Origin of the sequence: Nocardia sp. NBC_00565 (genome assembly GCF_036345915.1) — a bacterium.
GTDB lineage: Bacteria > Actinomycetota > Actinomycetes > Mycobacteriales > Mycobacteriaceae > Nocardia.
The window spans coordinates 2346503-2364620 of the sequence record NZ_CP107785.1 but is presented as its reverse complement, the minus strand read 5'-3'; the positions used below and the strand labels follow the sequence as shown (position 1 = coordinate 2364620).

At 64.5% G+C, this 18118-nt stretch carries 20 protein-coding genes; 11 read left to right on the top strand and 9 right to left on the bottom strand.

Annotated features, from left to right (window positions below):
* Nucleotides 1-213: 213 nt before the first annotated feature.
* From OG874_RS11380 to OG874_RS11345, 8 genes are all read left to right on the top strand, one after another.
* Nucleotides 214-1101, top strand: coding sequence for an alpha/beta fold hydrolase (locus OG874_RS11380; protein ID WP_330255087.1), 888 nt, complete (start codon nucleotides 214-216; stop codon nucleotides 1099-1101).
* A 9-nt stretch (nucleotides 1102-1110) separates the two neighbouring features.
* Entirely contained in the window at nucleotides 1111-1926 is an 816-nt protein-coding gene (gene hpaH / locus OG874_RS11375; protein WP_330255086.1) for a 2-oxo-hept-4-ene-1,7-dioate hydratase, read from the top strand.
* A 53-nt stretch (nucleotides 1927-1979) separates the two neighbouring features.
* Nucleotides 1980-2693: an aldolase/citrate lyase family protein gene (locus tag OG874_RS11370; protein ID WP_330257259.1), complete on the top strand. Its 714-nt coding sequence runs from the start codon at nucleotides 1980-1982 to the stop codon at nucleotides 2691-2693.
* Between the two features lie 84 nt (nucleotides 2694-2777).
* On the top strand, nucleotides 2778-3950 hold the full coding sequence (locus tag OG874_RS11365) for an acyl-CoA dehydrogenase family protein (RefSeq protein ID WP_330255085.1): 1173 nt from the start codon (nucleotides 2778-2780) through the stop codon (nucleotides 3948-3950).
* A 16-nt stretch (nucleotides 3951-3966) separates the two neighbouring features.
* The gene (locus OG874_RS11360; protein ID WP_330255084.1) at nucleotides 3967-4995 is read left to right on the top strand and encodes an acyl-CoA dehydrogenase family protein; all 1029 of its coding nucleotides are present in this window, start codon (nucleotides 3967-3969) and stop codon (nucleotides 4993-4995) included.
* The gene (locus tag OG874_RS11355; protein WP_330255083.1) at nucleotides 4992-6143 is read left to right on the top strand and encodes an acetyl-CoA acetyltransferase; all 1152 of its coding nucleotides are present in this window, start codon (nucleotides 4992-4994) and stop codon (nucleotides 6141-6143) included. The genes OG874_RS11360 and OG874_RS11355 overlap by 4 nt, the downstream gene beginning before the upstream one ends.
* Entirely contained in the window at nucleotides 6140-7693 is a 1554-nt protein-coding gene (locus OG874_RS11350) for a class I adenylate-forming enzyme family protein (protein ID WP_330255082.1), read from the top strand. Before OG874_RS11355 ends, OG874_RS11350 begins: the two co-directional genes overlap by 4 nt.
* Nucleotides 7690-7893 (top strand): ferredoxin, encoded by a 204-nt coding sequence (locus tag OG874_RS11345; RefSeq protein WP_330255081.1) that lies wholly within the window; start codon nucleotides 7690-7692, stop codon nucleotides 7891-7893. The genes OG874_RS11350 and OG874_RS11345 overlap by 4 nt, the downstream gene beginning before the upstream one ends.
* A gap of 250 nt (nucleotides 7894-8143) precedes the next feature.
* On the opposite strand, the gene OG874_RS11340 is transcribed toward OG874_RS11345, so the two are convergent.
* Nucleotides 8144-8512 carry a hypothetical protein gene (locus OG874_RS11340; RefSeq protein WP_330255080.1) on the bottom strand — a complete coding sequence of 123 codons (369 nt, stop codon included), beginning with the start codon at nucleotides 8510-8512 and terminating at the stop codon, nucleotides 8144-8146.
* 100 nt (nucleotides 8513-8612) lie between these two features.
* Between OG874_RS11340 and OG874_RS11335 the strand changes: the two genes are divergently transcribed.
* The 3 genes from OG874_RS11335 (at nucleotide 8613) to OG874_RS11325 (ending at nucleotide 11011) form a co-directional block, all read left to right on the top strand.
* The gene (locus tag OG874_RS11335) at nucleotides 8613-8753 is read left to right on the top strand and encodes a hypothetical protein (RefSeq protein ID WP_330255079.1); all 141 of its coding nucleotides are present in this window, start codon (nucleotides 8613-8615) and stop codon (nucleotides 8751-8753) included.
* A 34-nt stretch (nucleotides 8754-8787) separates the two neighbouring features.
* Nucleotides 8788-9975: a phosphotransferase gene (locus OG874_RS11330; protein WP_330255078.1), complete on the top strand. Its 1188-nt coding sequence runs from the start codon at nucleotides 8788-8790 to the stop codon at nucleotides 9973-9975.
* A gap of 106 nt (nucleotides 9976-10081) precedes the next feature.
* Entirely contained in the window at nucleotides 10082-11011 is a 930-nt protein-coding gene (locus OG874_RS11325; protein ID WP_330255077.1) for a hypothetical protein, read from the top strand.
* 82 nt (nucleotides 11012-11093) lie between these two features.
* Here the strand turns inward: OG874_RS11325 and OG874_RS11320 are convergent, their stop codons facing one another.
* The 8 genes from OG874_RS11320 to OG874_RS11285 form a co-directional block, all read right to left on the bottom strand.
* Entirely contained in the window at nucleotides 11094-12017 is a 924-nt protein-coding gene (locus OG874_RS11320) for an SDR family NAD(P)-dependent oxidoreductase (RefSeq protein WP_330255076.1), read from the bottom strand.
* Between the two features lie 37 nt (nucleotides 12018-12054).
* Nucleotides 12055-12468: a Zn-ribbon domain-containing OB-fold protein gene (locus OG874_RS11315; protein WP_330255075.1), complete on the bottom strand. Its 414-nt coding sequence runs from the start codon at nucleotides 12466-12468 to the stop codon at nucleotides 12055-12057.
* Nucleotides 12469-12517: 49 nt separating this feature from the next.
* Nucleotides 12518-13315 carry an enoyl-CoA hydratase/isomerase family protein gene (locus tag OG874_RS11310; RefSeq protein ID WP_330255074.1) on the bottom strand — a complete coding sequence of 266 codons (798 nt, stop codon included), beginning with the start codon at nucleotides 13313-13315 and terminating at the stop codon, nucleotides 12518-12520.
* A complete protein-coding gene (locus OG874_RS11305) occupies nucleotides 13312-14568 on the bottom strand; it encodes a cytochrome P450 (RefSeq protein WP_330255073.1) in 1257 nt (418 codons plus the stop codon). The genes OG874_RS11310 and OG874_RS11305 overlap by 4 nt, the downstream gene beginning before the upstream one ends.
* A gap of 406 nt (nucleotides 14569-14974) precedes the next feature.
* Complete coding sequence (locus tag OG874_RS11300; RefSeq protein WP_330255072.1) at nucleotides 14975-15169, bottom strand: ferredoxin; 195 nt, start codon at nucleotides 15167-15169, stop codon at nucleotides 14975-14977.
* Complete coding sequence (locus OG874_RS11295) at nucleotides 15169-16359, bottom strand: cytochrome P450 (protein ID WP_330255071.1); 1191 nt, start codon at nucleotides 16357-16359, stop codon at nucleotides 15169-15171. Before OG874_RS11295 ends, OG874_RS11300 begins: the two co-directional genes overlap by 1 nt.
* A gap of 107 nt (nucleotides 16360-16466) precedes the next feature.
* On the bottom strand, nucleotides 16467-16682 hold the full coding sequence (locus OG874_RS11290) for a hypothetical protein (RefSeq protein ID WP_442943328.1): 216 nt from the start codon (nucleotides 16680-16682) through the stop codon (nucleotides 16467-16469).
* Between the two features lie 13 nt (nucleotides 16683-16695).
* Complete coding sequence (locus tag OG874_RS11285) at nucleotides 16696-17910, bottom strand: amidohydrolase family protein (protein ID WP_330255070.1); 1215 nt, start codon at nucleotides 17908-17910, stop codon at nucleotides 16696-16698.
* Nucleotides 17911-18118: the final 208 nt, after the last annotated feature.

The window sequence follows — 18118 nt, the reverse complement described above, 5'->3', positions numbered from 1 at the left end:
CTCGGCGGCCCCTTTTCAGTATTAGCGTATACGACTGTCAGAAACAATAGGCTGTAGCCCGTTGCCCTCATCGTGTATTCTTCACAACCACCCAGGTCAGAGCCATTGATCTGGACCTTATAAAGATGAACGCGATGGACAGATCGGACCGACATCGAGGCCATCTCGATGAGTAGATCGCACCTGAATACCGCACATAGCCATGGAGGGCGCATGACGGAGACGACGACTCTTGCCAGCACGGACGACTACCGGAGCATCTGGGGCTACCTGCGCGAACTCGACTTCCGGCAGACCTTCGTCGACATCGACGGCGTGCGCACCCGAGTGGCCGAGGCGGGCTCGCCCGACAAGCCGCACGTGATCCTGCTGCACGGCACCGGCGGGCACTGGGAAACGTTCGCGCCCAACCTGTCCGCGCTCAGCTCGCAGTACCACTGCGTCGCCATCGACATGGTCGGCAACGGCTTCTCCGACAAGCCCGACTACGACTACGAGGTCGCGGTCTACGTACGGCAGGTTCTCGGCGTCATGGACCACTTCGGCATGTCCAAGACCCACCTCGTCGCCATGTCGCTCGGCGCCTGGGTGGCCGCGGCAACCGCGGTTGCCCATCCCGATCGCGTCGGCAAGTTGATCCTCATGTCACCGGCCGGCATGGAGGCCTCGGTGTCCAACATGGCGCGGATCCGCGCCGAGCGCACGCAGGCGGTGAACGATCCGAGCTGGGCGTCGATCCACAAGGTGTTCGAGCACCTGATCGCCGACGAGAACAACCGCATCCCGGACCTGATCGCGTTGCGCCAGGCGATCTACCGGCGCACCGATACCCGCGAGACCATCAACCACCTGCTGATCCTGCAGGATCCCGCGGCCCGCGACCGCAACCTGATTCCGGCGGCGCAGTGGACCACGATCGCGGCGCCGACCATGATTGTCGCCTCCGGCGCGGACCACGGCGTCTACCAGGAGACGGCACGAACCATCGCCCGCCTGATTCCCGACTCCGAGGTTTTCGAGATGCCCGAGGTCCGGCACTGGCCGCACTTCGAGGACGCGCCGAGCTTCAATCGGGCCGCGCTGCAATTCCTCGGGAAGTGAGCGATCGAGATGCTTGACTCCACCACCATCGACGATCTCGCCCGGCGGCTGCACGAGGCCGAACGCACACGCGTGCCGATTCGCCAACCGTCCCTCGATCATCCGGAGATGTCGATCGAGGATGCCTACGCAGTCCAACGAGTTCTCGTGGACCTCAAGGTCGCCGAAGGCCGGGTGATCCGCGGCCGGAAGATCGGCCTGACCTCGAAGGTCATGCAGCGTGCCGTATCCATCTCCGAGCCCGACTACGGCGTGCTCTTCGACGACATGTTCTTCGAGGACGGCGGTGTCGTGCCCGCGGGCCGGTTCATCCGGCCACGCATCGAGGTCGAGCTGGCGTTCATTCTCGGACAGGATCTGTCCCAGAATGACGTCACGCTCTACGACGTACTGCGGGCAACGGAGTTCGTCACCCCGGCGCTCGAGATCCTCGACGCGCGAGTGCAGATGACCGATCCCGACACCGGGCACCGGCGCACCATCGTGGACACCATCGCCGATAATGCCGCCGACGCGGGCATCGTGCTCGGCGGCCGCGTGGTCCGCCCCCTCGATACGGACCTGCGCTGGATCGCCGCGCTGTTGCTGCGCAACGGCACGATCGAGGAATCCGGAGTCGCCGCGGCGGTGCTCAACCACCCCGGCAACGGCGTGGCTTGGCTGGCGAATCGCCTTGCGCCGTATGGTGTCTGGCTGCGGGCAGGCGATGTCGTCCTATCGGGCTCGTTCACCACGCCGGTGTTCGCCGAACCCGGTGACACCTTCGTCGCGGACTACGGACCGCTCGGGACCGTCTCGTGCTCGTTCGAAAGGCCACAACCGTGACGGCCGGCAATCGATGGCGCGATGCCCTGCACTCCGGTCGACCACAGATCGGCATGTGGGTCGCCGGCGCCAACCCGTACTCGGCCGAAATCTGCGCGGGCGCCGGACTCGACTGGCTGCTGATCGACCAGGAGCACGCGCCCAACGATCTGCGGTCCACGCTCGCCCAGCTCCAGGCGGTCGCAACCTATCCGGTCGAGGCACTGGTCCGTCCGCCATCGGCCGACCCCGCCGTCATCAAGCAACTCCTCGATATCGGCGTCACGAACCTGGTCGTGCCGATGATCGAATCGGCGGCCGAGGCGAGCGCGGTCGTCGCGGCCACCCGCTACCCGCCCGCGGGGATCCGCGGCGTCGGAAGCGCACTGGCCCGCGCCTCCCGCTGGAACCGCGTTTCTGACTATCTCATCACCGCGAATGAGTCGATGACGGTGACGGTTCAGATCGAGTCCGTGCAGGGCATCGCCGAACTGGCGAAGATAGCCTCGGTCGACGGCATTGATGCGATCTTCATCGGGCCCGCCGATCTCGCGGCGTCGATGGGGCACCTCGGCAAACCCGAGTCTCCCGAAGTAGTCGCCACGATCGAAGCGGCGCTGCACACCATTCGCGTTAGTGGCGTCGCGGCAGGCGTCAACGCGTTCAATCCAGCTATCGCGCGGCGATATATGGCAGCCGGTGCGGCATTCGTGCTGGTCGGGGCCGACGTGACTCTACTCGCGCGTGGCGCCGAGATGCTGGCGCAAGAGTATGGATGTGGCGCATAGCAGGCCGCAATCAGTGTTACATCTGACGGTTGTGTCACTTATACTCAGGCTGCAGGCGCGTACATTCCGAGGAAAGGTCTACCGATGGATTTGGACTTCACGAAGGAACAGTGGGAGTTCCGCGAGGAGGTCCGCGCCTGGCTGCGCGAGAACAAGCCCTCGGAGCCGCGGCCCCGTGATCACGCAGGTATCCGCGAATACGACATGGCCTGGCAGCGCACCCAGTGGAAGGGTGGCTGGGCCGGAATCGCCTGGCCCAAGGAATACGGTGGCGGCGGGCTGACCCTGTTGCAGCAGCTCATCTGGTATGAGGAGTATGCGGCCGCGGGATTCCCGGGCATCGACGCCAACTTCGTCGGGCTCAGTCACGCGGGACCCACCTTGATCACTCGCGCCGACCAGGCACAGAAGGAATTCCACCTGCCCCGGATTCTGCAGGGCGAGGTCGTGTGGTGCCAGGGCTTCTCCGAGCCCGAAGCGGGCTCGGACCTGGCCGCGCTGCGGACCAAGGCGGTGCTGGACGGCGACGAGTTCGTAATTTCCGGACAGAAGATCTGGACCAGCTTCGCGGACTGCGCGGACTACCAGGAGTTGCTCGTGCGGACCGACAACTCCGGGTCGAAACACCAGGGAATCACCTGGCTGATCTGTGATATGCGCAGCCCGGGCATCGATATCCGCGCCATCGAAACGATCGAAGGCGGCGCCGAATTCTGCGAGGTGTTCTACGACGACGTCCGGATCCCGGTCTCGAATGTCGTCGGCACGGTGGGTGCGGGCTGGAGCGTCGCCATGTCGACGCTGTCCTTCGAACGCGGAACCGCCTTCACCGCCAATCAGGTTCGTCTCACCAAGGTGGTCGAGGATCTGATCGACTTCGCCCGTGACCATGTCGGACCAGATGGCAAACGACCCGCCATCCTCGATGAGGAGATCGCGCGCCGGCTCGCCCGCGCCCGAGCGTCGGTCACCTCCTTGCGTGCGATGACCTACGCGGGCATCTGCCGCAGCATGCAGACCGAAACACCCGGTCCGAAGGGATCGATGCTCAAGCTGTTCTACGGCGATCTGGCCAAGGAAGTCGGCGCGCTCGCGATGGACATCGTCGGCACGGATGCACTGCGGCGCACGTCCCGGTGGGATCCGGACGGATGGGTCGGCAACTACTTCTACTCGTTCTCGCAGGCCATCGGCGGCGGCACGTCCGAGATCCAGCGCAACATCATCGGCGAGCGCGTCCTCGGCCTGCCGCGATGACAGAAAGCAGCACATCATGAACCTCCTACCCTCCGACGACCAACTCGAACTCGTCGCCGCCGCAGCGGAATTCGTTCGCGCGCGGATGCCCATCGAGGACATCCGCCGACGCGCGAGCGACGAGTCGTCGGTCGACCCGGCCGTCTGGAGAGAAGGCGCCGAACTGGGGTTACTGACCCTCGGGCTCGCCGAGGAATACGGTGGCGCGGGCCAGCCCTTCGACGACGAGGCCCTGCTCTTCGTCGAACTCGGCAGGCAGCTGGCCACCGGACCTTTCCTGGCCGCCACACTGGGTGCGCGCGTTGCCGCGCACTGCGGCGACAGCGAGTTGTCCGGACGGATCGGCGACGGATCAGCCGTAGTCGGATTGGCCGAACTGCGCGGCGACGGGTCGGCCGGGGCAGACGGATTCAACGGGACCTTCGATCTCATCGACGCCGCAGGCTGCAGCTACCTACTGCTGATCACCAGGCAGGGCGCCGCGCTCGTGGCGGCAAGCGAGTTCGCCGACGTGGCCGACCTCGACTCCGTCGACCCCGCCACCCGGCTGGCCACCGCGACTGTCACCGCGGGGGCGGTAGTGCACTGGCTGCCGGACAGTGCCGATTCGATCTGGCTACGCGCAGTCCTGCTGTCGGCGGCATTCCTTGCCGGAATCGCGGACGGAGCAACCCAACTGGCGACCGAACACGCGAAGACGCGAGTTCAGTTCGGCAGTCCGATCGGCGTGCACCAGGCGATCAAGCACGCGTGCTCCGACATGGCAGTGCGCACCGAATCGGCGTTCGCCCAAGTATGTTTCGCCGCGGTGTGCCTGGCCTCGGCCCGGCCGAACACCCTGGCGCAAGTGCTGGCGGCCAGAGCCGTCGCCGCGAGCGCGGCGGTGGACAATGGGGCAGCCTGCATCCACGTACACGGCGGAATGGGCTACACCTACGAACACAACGCACACCTCTATCTCAAACGTGCGCACGTCTACAAACACCTGATCGCCGAGCCATCCGAGGTGCTCGCCGAACTGCTCAGCCAGGACGTCGCCGCATGAGTCGCAAGGTTGCCATCGCCGGTGTCGCGCTGTCCGACGTGGGCCGGGTAGACGACAAGAACGCGTATGAGCTGATGGCCCAGGCAAGTCGACGCGCGCTCGCCGATGCCGGGCTGACCCCGCAGGACATCGACGGCCTCGGCTCGACCAGCCAGGGCATGCTGCCACCCACCGACGTCGGCGAGTATCTCGGTCTGCGGCCGAGGTGGATCGACTCGACCTCGGTAGGTGGCGCCTCCTGGGAGGTGATGGTTTCGCATGCGGCCGACGCGATCTCGGCGGGGCATGCCGATGTCGTGCTGCTCACCTACGGCTCCACCGCGCGCGCCGACCTCCGTAAGGGACTACGGACCGCGAATATCAATTGGGGCTCCCGCGGACCGTTGCAGTGGGACGCGCCCTACGGCCACACACTGGTATCCAAATACGCGATGGCGGCCCGGCGGCACATGTATCAGTACGGCACCACCATCGAGCAGCTCGCCGAGGTCGCCGTATCCGCGCGGTTCAACGCAACCGACAACCCGGAGGCGTACTACCGCGACGCCATCACCATCGACGATGTGCTGTCCGGGCCGATGATCGCGGACCCGTTCACCAAGCTGCACTGCTGTATTCGCTCGGACGGCGGCGCCGCCGCGATCCTCGTCGCCGAGGACCGGGTCGCCGATCTGAAGTCGGATCCGGTCTGGATCCTCGGCTCGGCGGAGGCCACGTCGCACATGCTGACGAGTCAGTGGGACGACATGACCATCGGCCCCGCCGCAGTCAGCGGCCCGCTGGCCTTCCAGCGGGCCGGGCTGGCACCGGCCGACGTCGATGTCGCCGAACTGTACGACGCCTTCACCTACATGCTGCTGCTGACGCTCGAGGATCTCGGCTTCTGCGGCAAGGGCGAAGGCGGGGCGTTCGTCGAGAGCGGCGCGCTCCGGTTGGGTGGCGCGCTGCCGACCAACACCGACGGTGGTGGGCTGTCCGCATGCCACCCGGGGCAGCGCGGGCTGTTCCTGCTCGTCGAGGCGGTTCGCCAGCTCCGCGGCGAGTCCGGTCCCCGTCAGGTGCCGGACGCCAAGGTTGCCTGCGTCAGCGGCACCGGCGGGTGGTTCTGCTCCAGCGGAACAGTTTTGCTGGGAGCGGAGCAGCCATGACCGCGATCCGGGTGAGTGCCCCGCTTCGAGCCGGCGCGTACGCCAACACCGCCGAGCTACTGGAAGCCGCAGCGACCGCACACGGCTCCAGGGATGCCTATGTCGAAGCCGACGGCACCCGTATCAGCTTCGCCGACTGGATCGCCCGCGCGCATGCGGTCGCCGCACAGCTGACATCGGTCGGTGTCGGCACCGGCGATGTGGTCGCGTTGATGCTGCCATCCTGCATCGACTACGCGGTGTGCTACGCCGCCGCGGCGATGCTCGGCGCCATCACCACCGGGCTGAATCCACGGCTCGGCCCTCGCGAAATCGCTGCGGTGCTGGACCAGGCCGCCCCGGTCCTGGTCATCCGTGACACCGGAAACGACCAGTTGCCGCCGGTCCCGGCGGGACTGACCGAACTCGCCAGGTCCGATCTGGCGACCGGCCGCGCCGATGCCGACAGCCTCTCGGCGCAAACGATCCAGCGCAAGTTCCCAGTGTCGATCGTATTCACCAGTGGCACAACCGGTTTGCCGAAGGGCGCCTGGTTCGACGCGGACAATCTCGCCGCGTCGGCGGCGGCCGCGGGAGTCATGAGCGCGCCGTATGACCGGCGGCTGACCTCGACCCCGTTCGCCCATGTCGGCTACATGTCCAAGCTCTGGGACCAATTGGTTTGGGGCACAACGATAGTGATCTCCCCGGCACCTTGGACCGCGGCCGGGATGTTCGATGTCTTACGCGCCGAACGAATCACGGTCGCGGGTGCGGTGCCGACGCAGTGGGCCAAACTGCTGGATCTGCCCGGCGTCACACCCGAAGCACTCCCCTGCTTACGGATCGGCGTCGTCGCGACCGCACCCGCATCGCCCGCGCTGGTCGCGCAGACTGCCGAGCGCCTCGGCGTCGCCCTGGTGGTGCGGTATGCGATGACCGAATCACCGACAATCTGCGGAACCGAGCCCGACGATCCCCCGGAGGTCCAGTACCGGACCGTGGGTCGCCCCCAGGCCGGCGTCGACGTCAGAATCACCGACGACACCGGATTGTCGGTGCCCACTGGAGAAGTCGGGCGGGTACGCATCAAGGGTGGCTGTGTCATGCGCGGCTATTGGCAGAACCAGCCGTTGACCGACTCGGCTTTCGACGCCGAGGGATATCTGGTCAGCGGCGATCTCGGCAAATTCGACACCGACGGAAACCTCGTGCTGGTCGGCCGCTCCGGTGACATGTACATCAGGGGCGGATTCAACATCCACCCGGTCGAGGTCGAGCAGGTGCTGGCCGAGCACCCCCGCGTGCGCAACGCCGCCGTCGTCGGACATCCTGCCGACGTGATCGGCGAGATCGGCGTCGCGTTCGTCGTCCCCGACGACCCAGCCGACCCGATTTCGCTACCAGCACTTCGGGATTGGGCGAAAGCCCACCTGTCCGACTACAAGGCCCCCGACCACTTGATCGTGCTCGACGAATTGCCGCTGACCGCGATGTCCAAAATCGACCGGAATCGGCTGCGGCACTTGGCCGCCGACAATCCGCCCCCGCCCAGAAAGGCGCAATCATGAGCGCTCCGCGACAGATCCACATCGAGCTAGAACAGTGCGAGGGGCACGGGCTCTGTGCGGCAACAGCTCCCGGCATTTATGACTTGGATGACGACGGCTTCGCCCTGAGGCAAGACTTCGAAGTATCGAGCGAACTCGTCAGCGACGCTGAGGCGGGCATCGGCGCCTGCCCGATGAGCGCCATCCGGTGGGCTTCTTGAGGCGCCGGTCAAATCTCAAAGGCGCAGGTTAGGGGCTAATTGCACTGTCGGCGGAAGCTGCGAATGAGATACCCGGCGCTCCCGCAGTCCAATCAAGGTGCCCAGGTCAGATGCGAGTTCGATAGCGCCACCGGGTTCTTCGCTGCAGTAGCCGAGGACGCGGCCCTCGACCAAATCCAGCTCTTCCGTGGTCGGCATTTCCGCCCAACCGTATCCACGTAGGCGAACCGGCCTGAAACGGGTTTTTACGCTACATCCACCGCGACCAGTCCGGTGGCTGACTCACGGAAAGCCGAACAGGGCCAGGAGGAGCATCCTCCAAAATTCGCCGATGGACGAGCGAACGCCGAAGATTCGCGGTAGCCGCATATGTTTCGGCAATCCGCTCCCACAGGTCCGGCTGAGCATCAAACGGTGCCATAGGCTTCAGGTCGCCCTTGCCGATGGCCTTCGTCTTGAACTCGATGGTGTAGTGCAGCGGCTTTTTCTTGCTCTCGTGGATGCCGAGCTGCACCAGACGCCACTCGATCAACAGATCCAGGACCTTCCAGGCAGCGCCAAATATAAGCGCACTTATGGCCTCGAAGCCGATGGCTCCCGTGGATCTTGCGCAATTCATACAGTCTGCGAATCTAGATAATCTATACTCTCAAGTGAGCAAGCCCACATGCGGTGAGGTGTAGGTACCGAGGCTCGAGGAAACCGTGATGGAGCACAAGATGAACGACGAAGTCGTGGCAAGGATGCTGCCACCGGCAGGCAAAGAAGCACTGGCGAAGCAGACCTTCGCCTTGCTCCTGGCGTGTGTCGGCGGAATCGCCGCACTTTTCCTCGTGGTCTATCTCCTCACCGTTACGTGATCCAGTCATCTCTGTCGAAGAAGGCCCAACATCCATGAACAACACATTCGGCCGGCCCCACCGGTGGCACCAGACGACGACCCTGGCGCGTGCGCTCGGTCAGGTCGCACTCGCATTGTCACCGTGGGCACCGGGGCCCAAGCCGCACGCCGCCAAAGACGTCACGCCGAAATGGATCACGTCGGTCTTCGCCGATCGTGCGCCAGGAGCCATCGCCGAGGACGTTCGAGACGTCGGCGGCACCACTGGTACGACCGACCGTCGCCGGGTCCGGGTCGGCTGGAATACGGCGGGGCGCGATGCCGGACTACCGGATTCACTGTTCGTGAAGTCCACCCCGCTGAGCGGCAAGAATCGCACCATGGTCGCCGCGCTCGACATGGCCGTCAACGAAGTGAAGTTCTATCTGACGGCCCGCCCCACCCTGCCCGACGGCGTGGCACCGACCGCATTCGCGGCACATGCCGGCCATGGAGCACGCCACCTACTCCTCTTACAAGACCTCGTCGCGGACGGCCACACCACCTACGCCATGGCCGATGACTGCACGCTCGAACACGCCGAAGGCCTCATGGTCGCCCTCGGTTCCTTGCATGCCACCTTCTGGGAGAGCCCTCGCTTCGCCACAGACCTTGCCTATGCGGTCACGCAGAGCAGACGCCCCGGATTCGGCCTGATGCTGGGACAGTTCCGCAAGATGCGCAAGACACTGATGCGATCCGGTGAGTATGAACTTCCGGGCGCCGTGCACCGGATGGCCGAGTTCGTCAACGAACACGACTGGCAGCTGCACGCGCGCTGGGAAGACGGTCCGCTCACACTGATCCACGGCGACTCCCATCTCGGCAATACCTTCCGGCTGGCCGACGGCCGGGCGGGTCTGCTCGATTGGCAGGTCGTCGGCAGGGCACCCGGCATGCGAGAGGTGTCGTATTTCCTCACCCACTCGCTAGGGACGGAGCTGCGCCGTCAGCACGAGAAGGACCTGCTGCGCCGCTATTTGGAGACCTTGAACGAACAGGGAGTGCCCGACGCCCCGACCTTCGATCAGGCATGGGACGACTATCGGTATTTCGCCTTCGACGCCTGGGACTCGGCCGCTATCTGCACCGTATGGCCGGGCCTCCAAAATCCCGCCAATGTCGACGCTGCCTTCCGGCGCGCGAACGCCACCATCGAGGATCTCGAAGTCGACAAAGCCCTCCGCGCGGCACTCGGCTGAGATCGCTTCCGCGTTGTGCCGCAGCAGGGTCAACGCGGACAGAGCCGACGATCGCTCGAATCTAGATGAACTGTCGCCCAGCGGCGACAAGCCGGGAGAACCGCCGATGCTTCTGCATGCCAGCCCGCCCACACCCCCCGCCCTTCTCGCGCCGAGCGGCACCTGGTTCTTCGACTGGGTGATACCGGTGGCCGGGGGGCTGATCCTGCTGGCCGCCGTGCTCGACGTGATCCGGCGACGGCGGCTGACCTGGGGTTTTCTATTTTTGGTCAATAGCATGCTGGTCTACTGGATGGAGACGGTCGGCGACTGGGGCCAGCAGCTCGTCTACAGTCCGGTCTTCAGACAGCACCATCTGCTCGACTGGCTGCCGTTGAAGACGCCCAACGATCCGATGTTCATGCCGTTCGCGTACGCGGTCTACTGGACCGTGCACGCACTGGTGGTGCTCGCCCTCGGCCAGATGCTGGTCGAACGTCTCGGCTGGAGCCTGTTGAAGTCGATGGCGGTGCTGGCCCTGCCGGTCAACTATGTCTGGGACATCTTCGTCGAGGGCATCGCCGCACGGATGGGCTGGTGGACCTACGATCCCGGATTCGGTCCCGTGCTCCGGTTCGCGGAAGGGGGCCAAGTCACCCTGCTGTGGACGGTGGGCTTGATGACGTTCTGGCCCAACCTCATCGCCTACTGGGCGGGCAAGCCCCCAGTCCGCACGCTCAACCACTTCGAACGCTTCTTCCGGCTCGACCGCTTCACGCGACCGAAACCCGCGGCGGCCACCCCTGATTCGACCGGACCGGGCCAGAGCGACCGAGGCCTGGTGGCCCTCGCCGCACAACGCAGCACACGGATCGGCAAACGGGAACAACACGACGCCCTGCTCGAGTACGAAATAACGATCCCGCGATGGAAATTCGAGGCGGCCAGGTTCGGCGCCTGGTTCGTCGTCTTCCAGGTCAGCTTCTTCGTGCTACTGATCGTTCCGCTGGTCGCGATGCACATGCTGACCGGACACGACAGCATCTACGTCCCCTGAGGTGTGAGAGGTCGCGCGTTCCTCCCCGCCGACGGCGGGCTTCATCGACCACCATCTCGGCACGTACCCGGTACTCGCCGTCCTACCCGCCGAACCGCAGGCCGGCCGCGCGAGTGCCGAATACGTCCGTTCCCAGGACGACACCGAGTTTGTCCGCGTCCCAACGCTTTCCATTGCTCGACACCGTGGCAACCGGAGTCCAGCCGCGCATCAGCTGAATCGTCTCACCCATTGCTCGGACGACCTGACCGCTGACATGACCGGCTTCGGGGCTGGCCAGCCACGCGACAACCGGGGAGCCCAGGGACGGGTCCTTCGGGTCGAACTCCTCGTCGGCGCGCTCGCCGGGCTCGATCGGCGCGGCCGCGCCTGCCATGGTCGCAGACATGCGGGTGCGCCCGCCCGGGCTGATGGCATTCACGGTCACACCGATGGATGCGAGTTCGAGGCTCAGCGTTTGGGTCAATCCGACGATGGCCGCCTTCGCGGCGCTGTAGTTCGTCTGTCCGAAGTGACCCTGCAGGCCCGCACCGGAGGTCGTATTGATGATGCGGCCGTACACCTTCGCACCCGTTGCCTTCGATTCGTCCCGCCACTTCCTGGCCGCCGCCCGGCTCGTCAGCCAAGTGCCGCGGACGTGCACTCGCATCACCAGGTCGAAATCGTCGGCGCTCATGTTCCAGACCGCCCGGTCGCGGACAATGCCCGCATTATTGACAACGATGTCGAGCCGGCCGAGCTGGGAATACGCTCGCTCGACCAGCAGATCGACCTGCTCTTCATCGCCGACATCACTGAAATCCGAGATCGCCTTACCACCGCGGTCCTCGATGATGCGCACCACCTCATCAGCGACCTTGCCGGTCCCCTCGCCCTCGATCGAGGTGCCAAGGTCGTTGACGATCACCGTCGCGCCATGCTTGGCCAGTTCGAGCGCGTGTCCACGCCCGATCCCGTGCCCAGCGCCTGTCACAAGTGCGACTTTTCCGTCGAGCAATCCGCTCATGTCTAGCGATCCTCCTCAGAATCGGTATGTGCTGCCGTCACGACTCGATCGGCGTGAAGACGACCGCATAGGTCTGGTCGACGATTTCCCGGAATGCGGCCCGCACGGGCATTCCGACCCGCACCTGGTCAGGTTCGATGCCGTCGATATTGGTGACAACGCGAGGTCCCTCGTCGAGTTCGACGACCGCGGCCACATACGGCAGCCGCGACTTGAACGGCTCGAGGTCGTTCACGTACACCGTGGAATACGAGTAGACGGCCCCGGTACCTGTTGCTTCGATCGGCGAGACCGCCTCGCTCCAGCAGAAGGGGCACAACACCCTGGGGTAGTGGTGAACTCGCCCGCAGTCCGCGCACTGCGCGATGAGCAGTCTGCCTTCGCGAGCCGCGTCCCAGTACTGGCGACTGATGCCCTCGACAACGGGAACATCGGCACGATTTTTCGACATCACTGATCCTCCTGGCGCGATCGCCGCGTCGCTGCCGTATTCATCAGCGTCACCAGCCGTGGTATTCGGCGGGGCGCCGCTCGACGAACGAGCGCACGCCCTCCTTGGCATCGGCCGAGTACGACTGAATTTCCTGGGCCATCGCTTCGGCCAGAAATGCCGCGGCGCGATCGCCGTCCAGGGAGCTGTTGAACAGACGCTTCGTCAGCGCAATCGAACTCGTCGGCGCGGTGGCCAGCCGACCGGTGATCTCGTCGATCACCGACTCCAGCTCTTCTTCCGGAACAACCCGGTTCACCAACCCGAGCCCGAATGCCTCGGCGGCCGAAAGCTTGTCTCCGAAGAACACCATCTCCTTGGCCCGCTGCATTCCGATCAGGCGCGGCAGCAGGTAGGCGCCGCCCCCGTCGACCACCAGTCCACGTTTGACGAACGACTCCGAAAAGTAGGCCGTGTCAGTGGCGAGCACCAGATCCGAGGCGTATGCCAGGTGCGCACCGATGCCGGCGGCCGCGCCGTGCACCACGGTGATCACCGGCTTTCCGCAGTCGAGCACCGAGGCGATCAAGCGCTGTGCGCCGGTCATGATCCGGCGCATCGGATCGGTGACCCGCTTGACGTTCTTCGCGTGACCGTCGGCGAGTTTCACGACATCCGCGCCGGAGCAGAAGTGCTTGCCGTTCGCGCGCAGCACGACCACCCGGATCTCCGGGTCCGCGTCGGCCGCGGCGAACAGTTCGATAAGCCCGTCCCGGTCGTCGGGCCGGATGGCATTCGCGGCCTCCGGGCGATTCAGTGTGATCGTGAGGACGCCATTTTCCGTCTTCCGCAAGACCGTTTCGGTCATTTCGGCGTGTACCTCACGTTCAGGTGCTTGATGCCGTTCACGAAGTTCGATCGCAGCATGGTTGGAGCACCGACCGCGTGAATGTCGGGGAAGCGCGCGAACAGCGCCTCGAAGGCGACATCCAGCTCCAGTCGGGCCAGATGTGCGCCCAGGCAGAAATGCGGTCCCGGTGCGCCGAAGGCCAGGTGCGGATTCGGGTTGCGGGTGATGTCGAAAACGTACGGGTCGGCGAACTTGCTCTCGTCACGGTTCGCCGATGTGTACCACAGGACAACCTTGTCGCCCTTGGCGAACACCTGCTCACCGAGCTGCACGCCATCACTGGTAACCGTGCGACGCATGTGGATCACCGGGCTGGCCCAGCGCAGAATCTCCTCGATGGCGGTGCGGGCATGGCTGCGGTAGTCGGCCATCCAGGTGTCTCGCTGGTCAGGATGCTGGCTCAGCGCATACACACCATGAGTCAAGGCATTTCGCGTGGTTTCGTTACCCGCCCCGACCAGTAGAATGAAAAACTTCGCCATTTCCTGGGGGGTCAAATTGTCCCCCTCCTTGGCAGCAACCATCATGGTGATCAAGTCGTCGCGCGGTTCGGCGATCCGCTCTTCGGACAAACTCTGGAGCAGCTGGATCAGATCCTCGCTCGCCTTCGTTACCGCGGCGCCGATGCCCGCTCCGGATTGGTCCGGAATGTACTCGGCGTCGGAGGCACCCAGGATCGTATTGGTGGCCGCGAGAATATCGGCTTCGTGCGCACGCGGAATTCCCAGCATATTACTGATAATGCGGAGCGGCAGCAGTGCCGCGAAGTTGTCGACGAAGTCGCACTCCCCCGAAGCCGGCATTTCGTCCAGAATTTCATGGGTCGTCGACTCGACCAGATCTCGAATCGACTCGAGGTTCTTATTGGTGAATCCACGAGACACGATCTTCCGCATGCGGGAGTGCTCGGGATTGTCCATGTCGATAATCGATCCGCGATATTCGCGCAACGCGGCAGGCTGATCGAAGATCTGGGTGCCCTCGCCGGATGCGAAGTCCTCGGGGCGACGGCTCACCTCCAGCACATCTTCATACCGAACCAACGCCCAGAACCCTTTCGAGGATCCCGTCTTCGGGTCGCCGAGTGGCACGAATACCCGTCCGGCGTGCCGCCGAAGCGCGTCGAACTTCGCGTCACGCTCCGCACGGTCGGTCTGCTGCCACCAGTCGAAATTAATGAGCACGTCCGCGGCCTCGTCGGCTCCGATCATCCGCTGTTCCTCGCTTGTCGTTCCCACATGTGCAGTGACGTCCGGCCGGTGCCGGATCGCGGCCGGTGACCGGACCGCCGCGAAAGGGGACTGTCCGGCGATCCGATCACCGACTTCGATTCTGGCACTAGTGTCACTAATTTGCAACTGGCTTCACCTGCGCGTTTTCCTAATTTTAGATCTTGACTATGGCCAACACTTGCCATCAGTGTCACTAAAGTCACGGCAGCTGATCCCTGTTCACCGAGCGCGATTCACGTGGCACCACATGCCCGGTACCTGCTGTCCGGCTTTCACCACACCCGCCGACAACGAGAAACAGCCCCGCCGCTCGCATGTACTGCGAGCGGCGGAGCAACAGAATGCCATCCGCCGGCATGGCGACGCCCGCCACTTCGAGCGACGATCAGTCCTCGACAGTGATCGCTCGCTCCGGGCAGCTGTTCGCGCCGTGGCGAGCCGACTCGGCCAGTTCGTCGGCCACCACCCGATCCCCGATGACCTGTCCGTACCCCTGCTCATCGTCGGTGAAGACATCCGGCGCGCTCATGTAGCACATGCCATGGCCGGTGCACACACTGTGATCAATCGAGACCTTCATCAGGTGTCCTTCCCGTCAAAAGTAAGGTGCAGCGACTCGAGCCCCGTTGTCCCACGCGGCCAATGGACTTGGGGAGTTGTGCCGGAGGTGATGCGGTAGTGCGGGATGAGCCGGTGCCACTCTTCGTAGACGATGTGCATCTCCAGCCGCGCGAGATGCGATCCCAGGCAGCGGTGCACGCCCATGCCGAAACTGATGTGCGGGTTCTCGCCGCGATGGAAGTCGACGGCGTACGGGTCGAGATGCCGGTCCTCATCCCGGTTCGCGGCGGCCAGATAGGCGGTCACCCGGGTTCCGGCCGGCAGCAACTGCCCGTCCAGCACCGTCTCCTCGGCAGTCACGCGCGGAATGAACGGCGCAGGCGGATCCAGCCGCAGCAATTCCTCGGTCGCGGCCGGAATCAGCGCGGGATCATCCAGGATCTGCTGACGCTTGTCCGGGTTCTCGGCCAGGCGTTGCATACCGAAACCGAGCGCATCCATCACGGTGTCGAGGCCGGCCAGCACGAAGAGGAAGCACAATCCGATGGCCTCCTCGTCGCTCAAGGCATCCTCGCCCTCCAGCGCAAGCACCCGGCTGAGCACATCGTCACCTGGCTGACCGCGCCGCTGCTGGATCAGCTCCGACAGGTACATGAACAGCTCGGCCGCTTTCTGCAGCCCCTCGTCGGCGGCGGCGCCGACCGAGGTCTGGCCGCTGGCGCTGGTGAGACCGAGAACCGCGTCCTTCCATTCGACGAACTGATCGCGCATCTCCAGCGGAAGTCCGAACAAGGTCAGGAAGACCTGAACCGGGAAGACACCACCGACCTCGGCAACGAAGTCACAGCTGCCCCGCTTCGCGATCGGCTCGATGAGCTCGATCGCCTGTCTGCGGAGCTCGGGCTCCATCGGCTTGATGACCCGCGGACTGAAGAACGGCTGCAGAATCCGCCGGTAGCGGGTCTGCTCCGGCGGATCGAAGGCCACCGGAACCAGCGGAATCGGGCTGGCCAGCACATCGAAGGCCTTCTTCGAGGAGAAGATCCCCGGCTGCTTGAGTACGGTCTCGACAAGATCGCGATGGGTCACCGCGTAACCGCCTTCGACCTCGACCAACGGATGCCGGCGCATCGTGCGCCAGGAACCGTCACGGTCCTGCGCCATCGGCAGGTTATCCGTATTGATCACACCTGATGCTTCGGTTGTCATCACTGACCCTTGTTACTTCCCGCTCGTAGACCGATGGCAACCGGCCGCTAGCAAACTGTATAGCTAAATAATTCAGCCCTCAAGACCCGGCACGGTGGCCCGGAAGCCTAGAGCGAGTTGCGAATCGACTCCATCGCCGCGAGGCGACGAGAGACCATTGCCACCGATGACGCGACCGCGGGATCATCCCCGGGACCTGACTCGAGATCCCGTAGCCGGGCCCTGACCCGAACGATCTCCTCGTCCAGACGTTCGCCCGCTTCGTCCCTGGTGAGCAGATCCTGATCGATCCAGTCTGCCGCGTCGATATCCTTGCCAGCCACGACGATCCGCCTCTCAGCCGACCCGGGGGAAGTTGTACAGCTTGCGCGCGTTCAACTCCACGATCTTGTGGGCCTCCGCGTCCGGAACGTCCTGCAGTAGCTTCGCGGTGAACTCCCGGCTGTTGGGCCAGTTCGAATCCGAGTGCGGGTAGTCGCACTCCCACAGAATGTTGTCGACACCGATCGCGTCCCGCCGCACGATGCCCTCGGAGTCGTCGATGAAGCAGCCCCAGATGTGCTCCCGGAACAGGTCCGACGGGCGCACTTCCTTGTTGATGTTCTGGTACCAGCGGTGCTTCTCCCACACCTGGTCGATCCGCTCGAGCAGATATGGCACCCAACCAACGCCGCCCTCGGACAGGGCCACCTTCAGATTCGGGAACTTGTAGAAGACCGGAGAGAACAACAGATCGGCCGTCGCGTACATCGAGTTCGTGCCGAACAGCGAGATCATCACCGCCATCGGCGCCTCGGGCGAGGTGATCGGCGCACGGCCCGACGACCCGAAGTGCATGCACAGCGGCATGCCCGTCTCCTGCGCGGCGGCGAAGACGGGATCCCAGTGGTCGGTGTAGAACGACGGCAACCCAAGCGGCACAGCACATTCCGGGAACGAGATCGCCTTGGCGCCCTTCGCGGCGCAGCGGTAGATCTCGGCGGCCGCGGCCACCGGGTCCCACAGCGGCAGGATCATCAGCGGAATGAATCGATCCGGCGCGGCGGCCGCCCACTCATCGAGGTGGAAGTCATTCCACGCCCGCACCGACAGCAACGCCAGCTCCTTGTCCTTACCCTCCAGGAAGACGGTGCCAGAGAAGCGGGGGAACGACGGGAAACACAGTGCCGCTTGGACACCGTCCACATCCATATCGGCGACCCGGGCCACCGGGTCGTAGCAGCCCGGCAGCATGTCGGAATACCGCGTCGGATCCATGCCGTATTCCTGCGGCTTCTTCCCCGCCACCGCGTTCAATCCGATATTCGGATACACCCGGCCCTCGTACACCCAGACCTCGGCGAGCCGCTTCTGGCCCGTGCTGCCGGCGCGCGCCGCGTCGAGAAGCACCCTCGACAGTTCCTCATCGCCACCGCTCTGGGACATATCCATCTCGACGATGCGCGGGCCGTCCTCGACGAACTTCTTCGGCAACCGATCAACCCACACCGACGGTGGCTCGATCAAATGATCATCCACCGAAATCATCTGCATGGAATCTTGCAGCGGCACAACGCCTCCCTTGGCTTAAAAACGATAACCCCGGAGTGCGTCGACACGATCGGATCCAGGATCAACTTCTGACACCGTGTACTCTAGTGATCGCAGTCACAACAGTCAACATGTGGTCTCTACGTGGTTGGATGCCAGATCTGATCGCCTTTAGATAGCTCCTGCCGACCTATACAGGAACCCTCGAAACCCATATTCTGACAACACC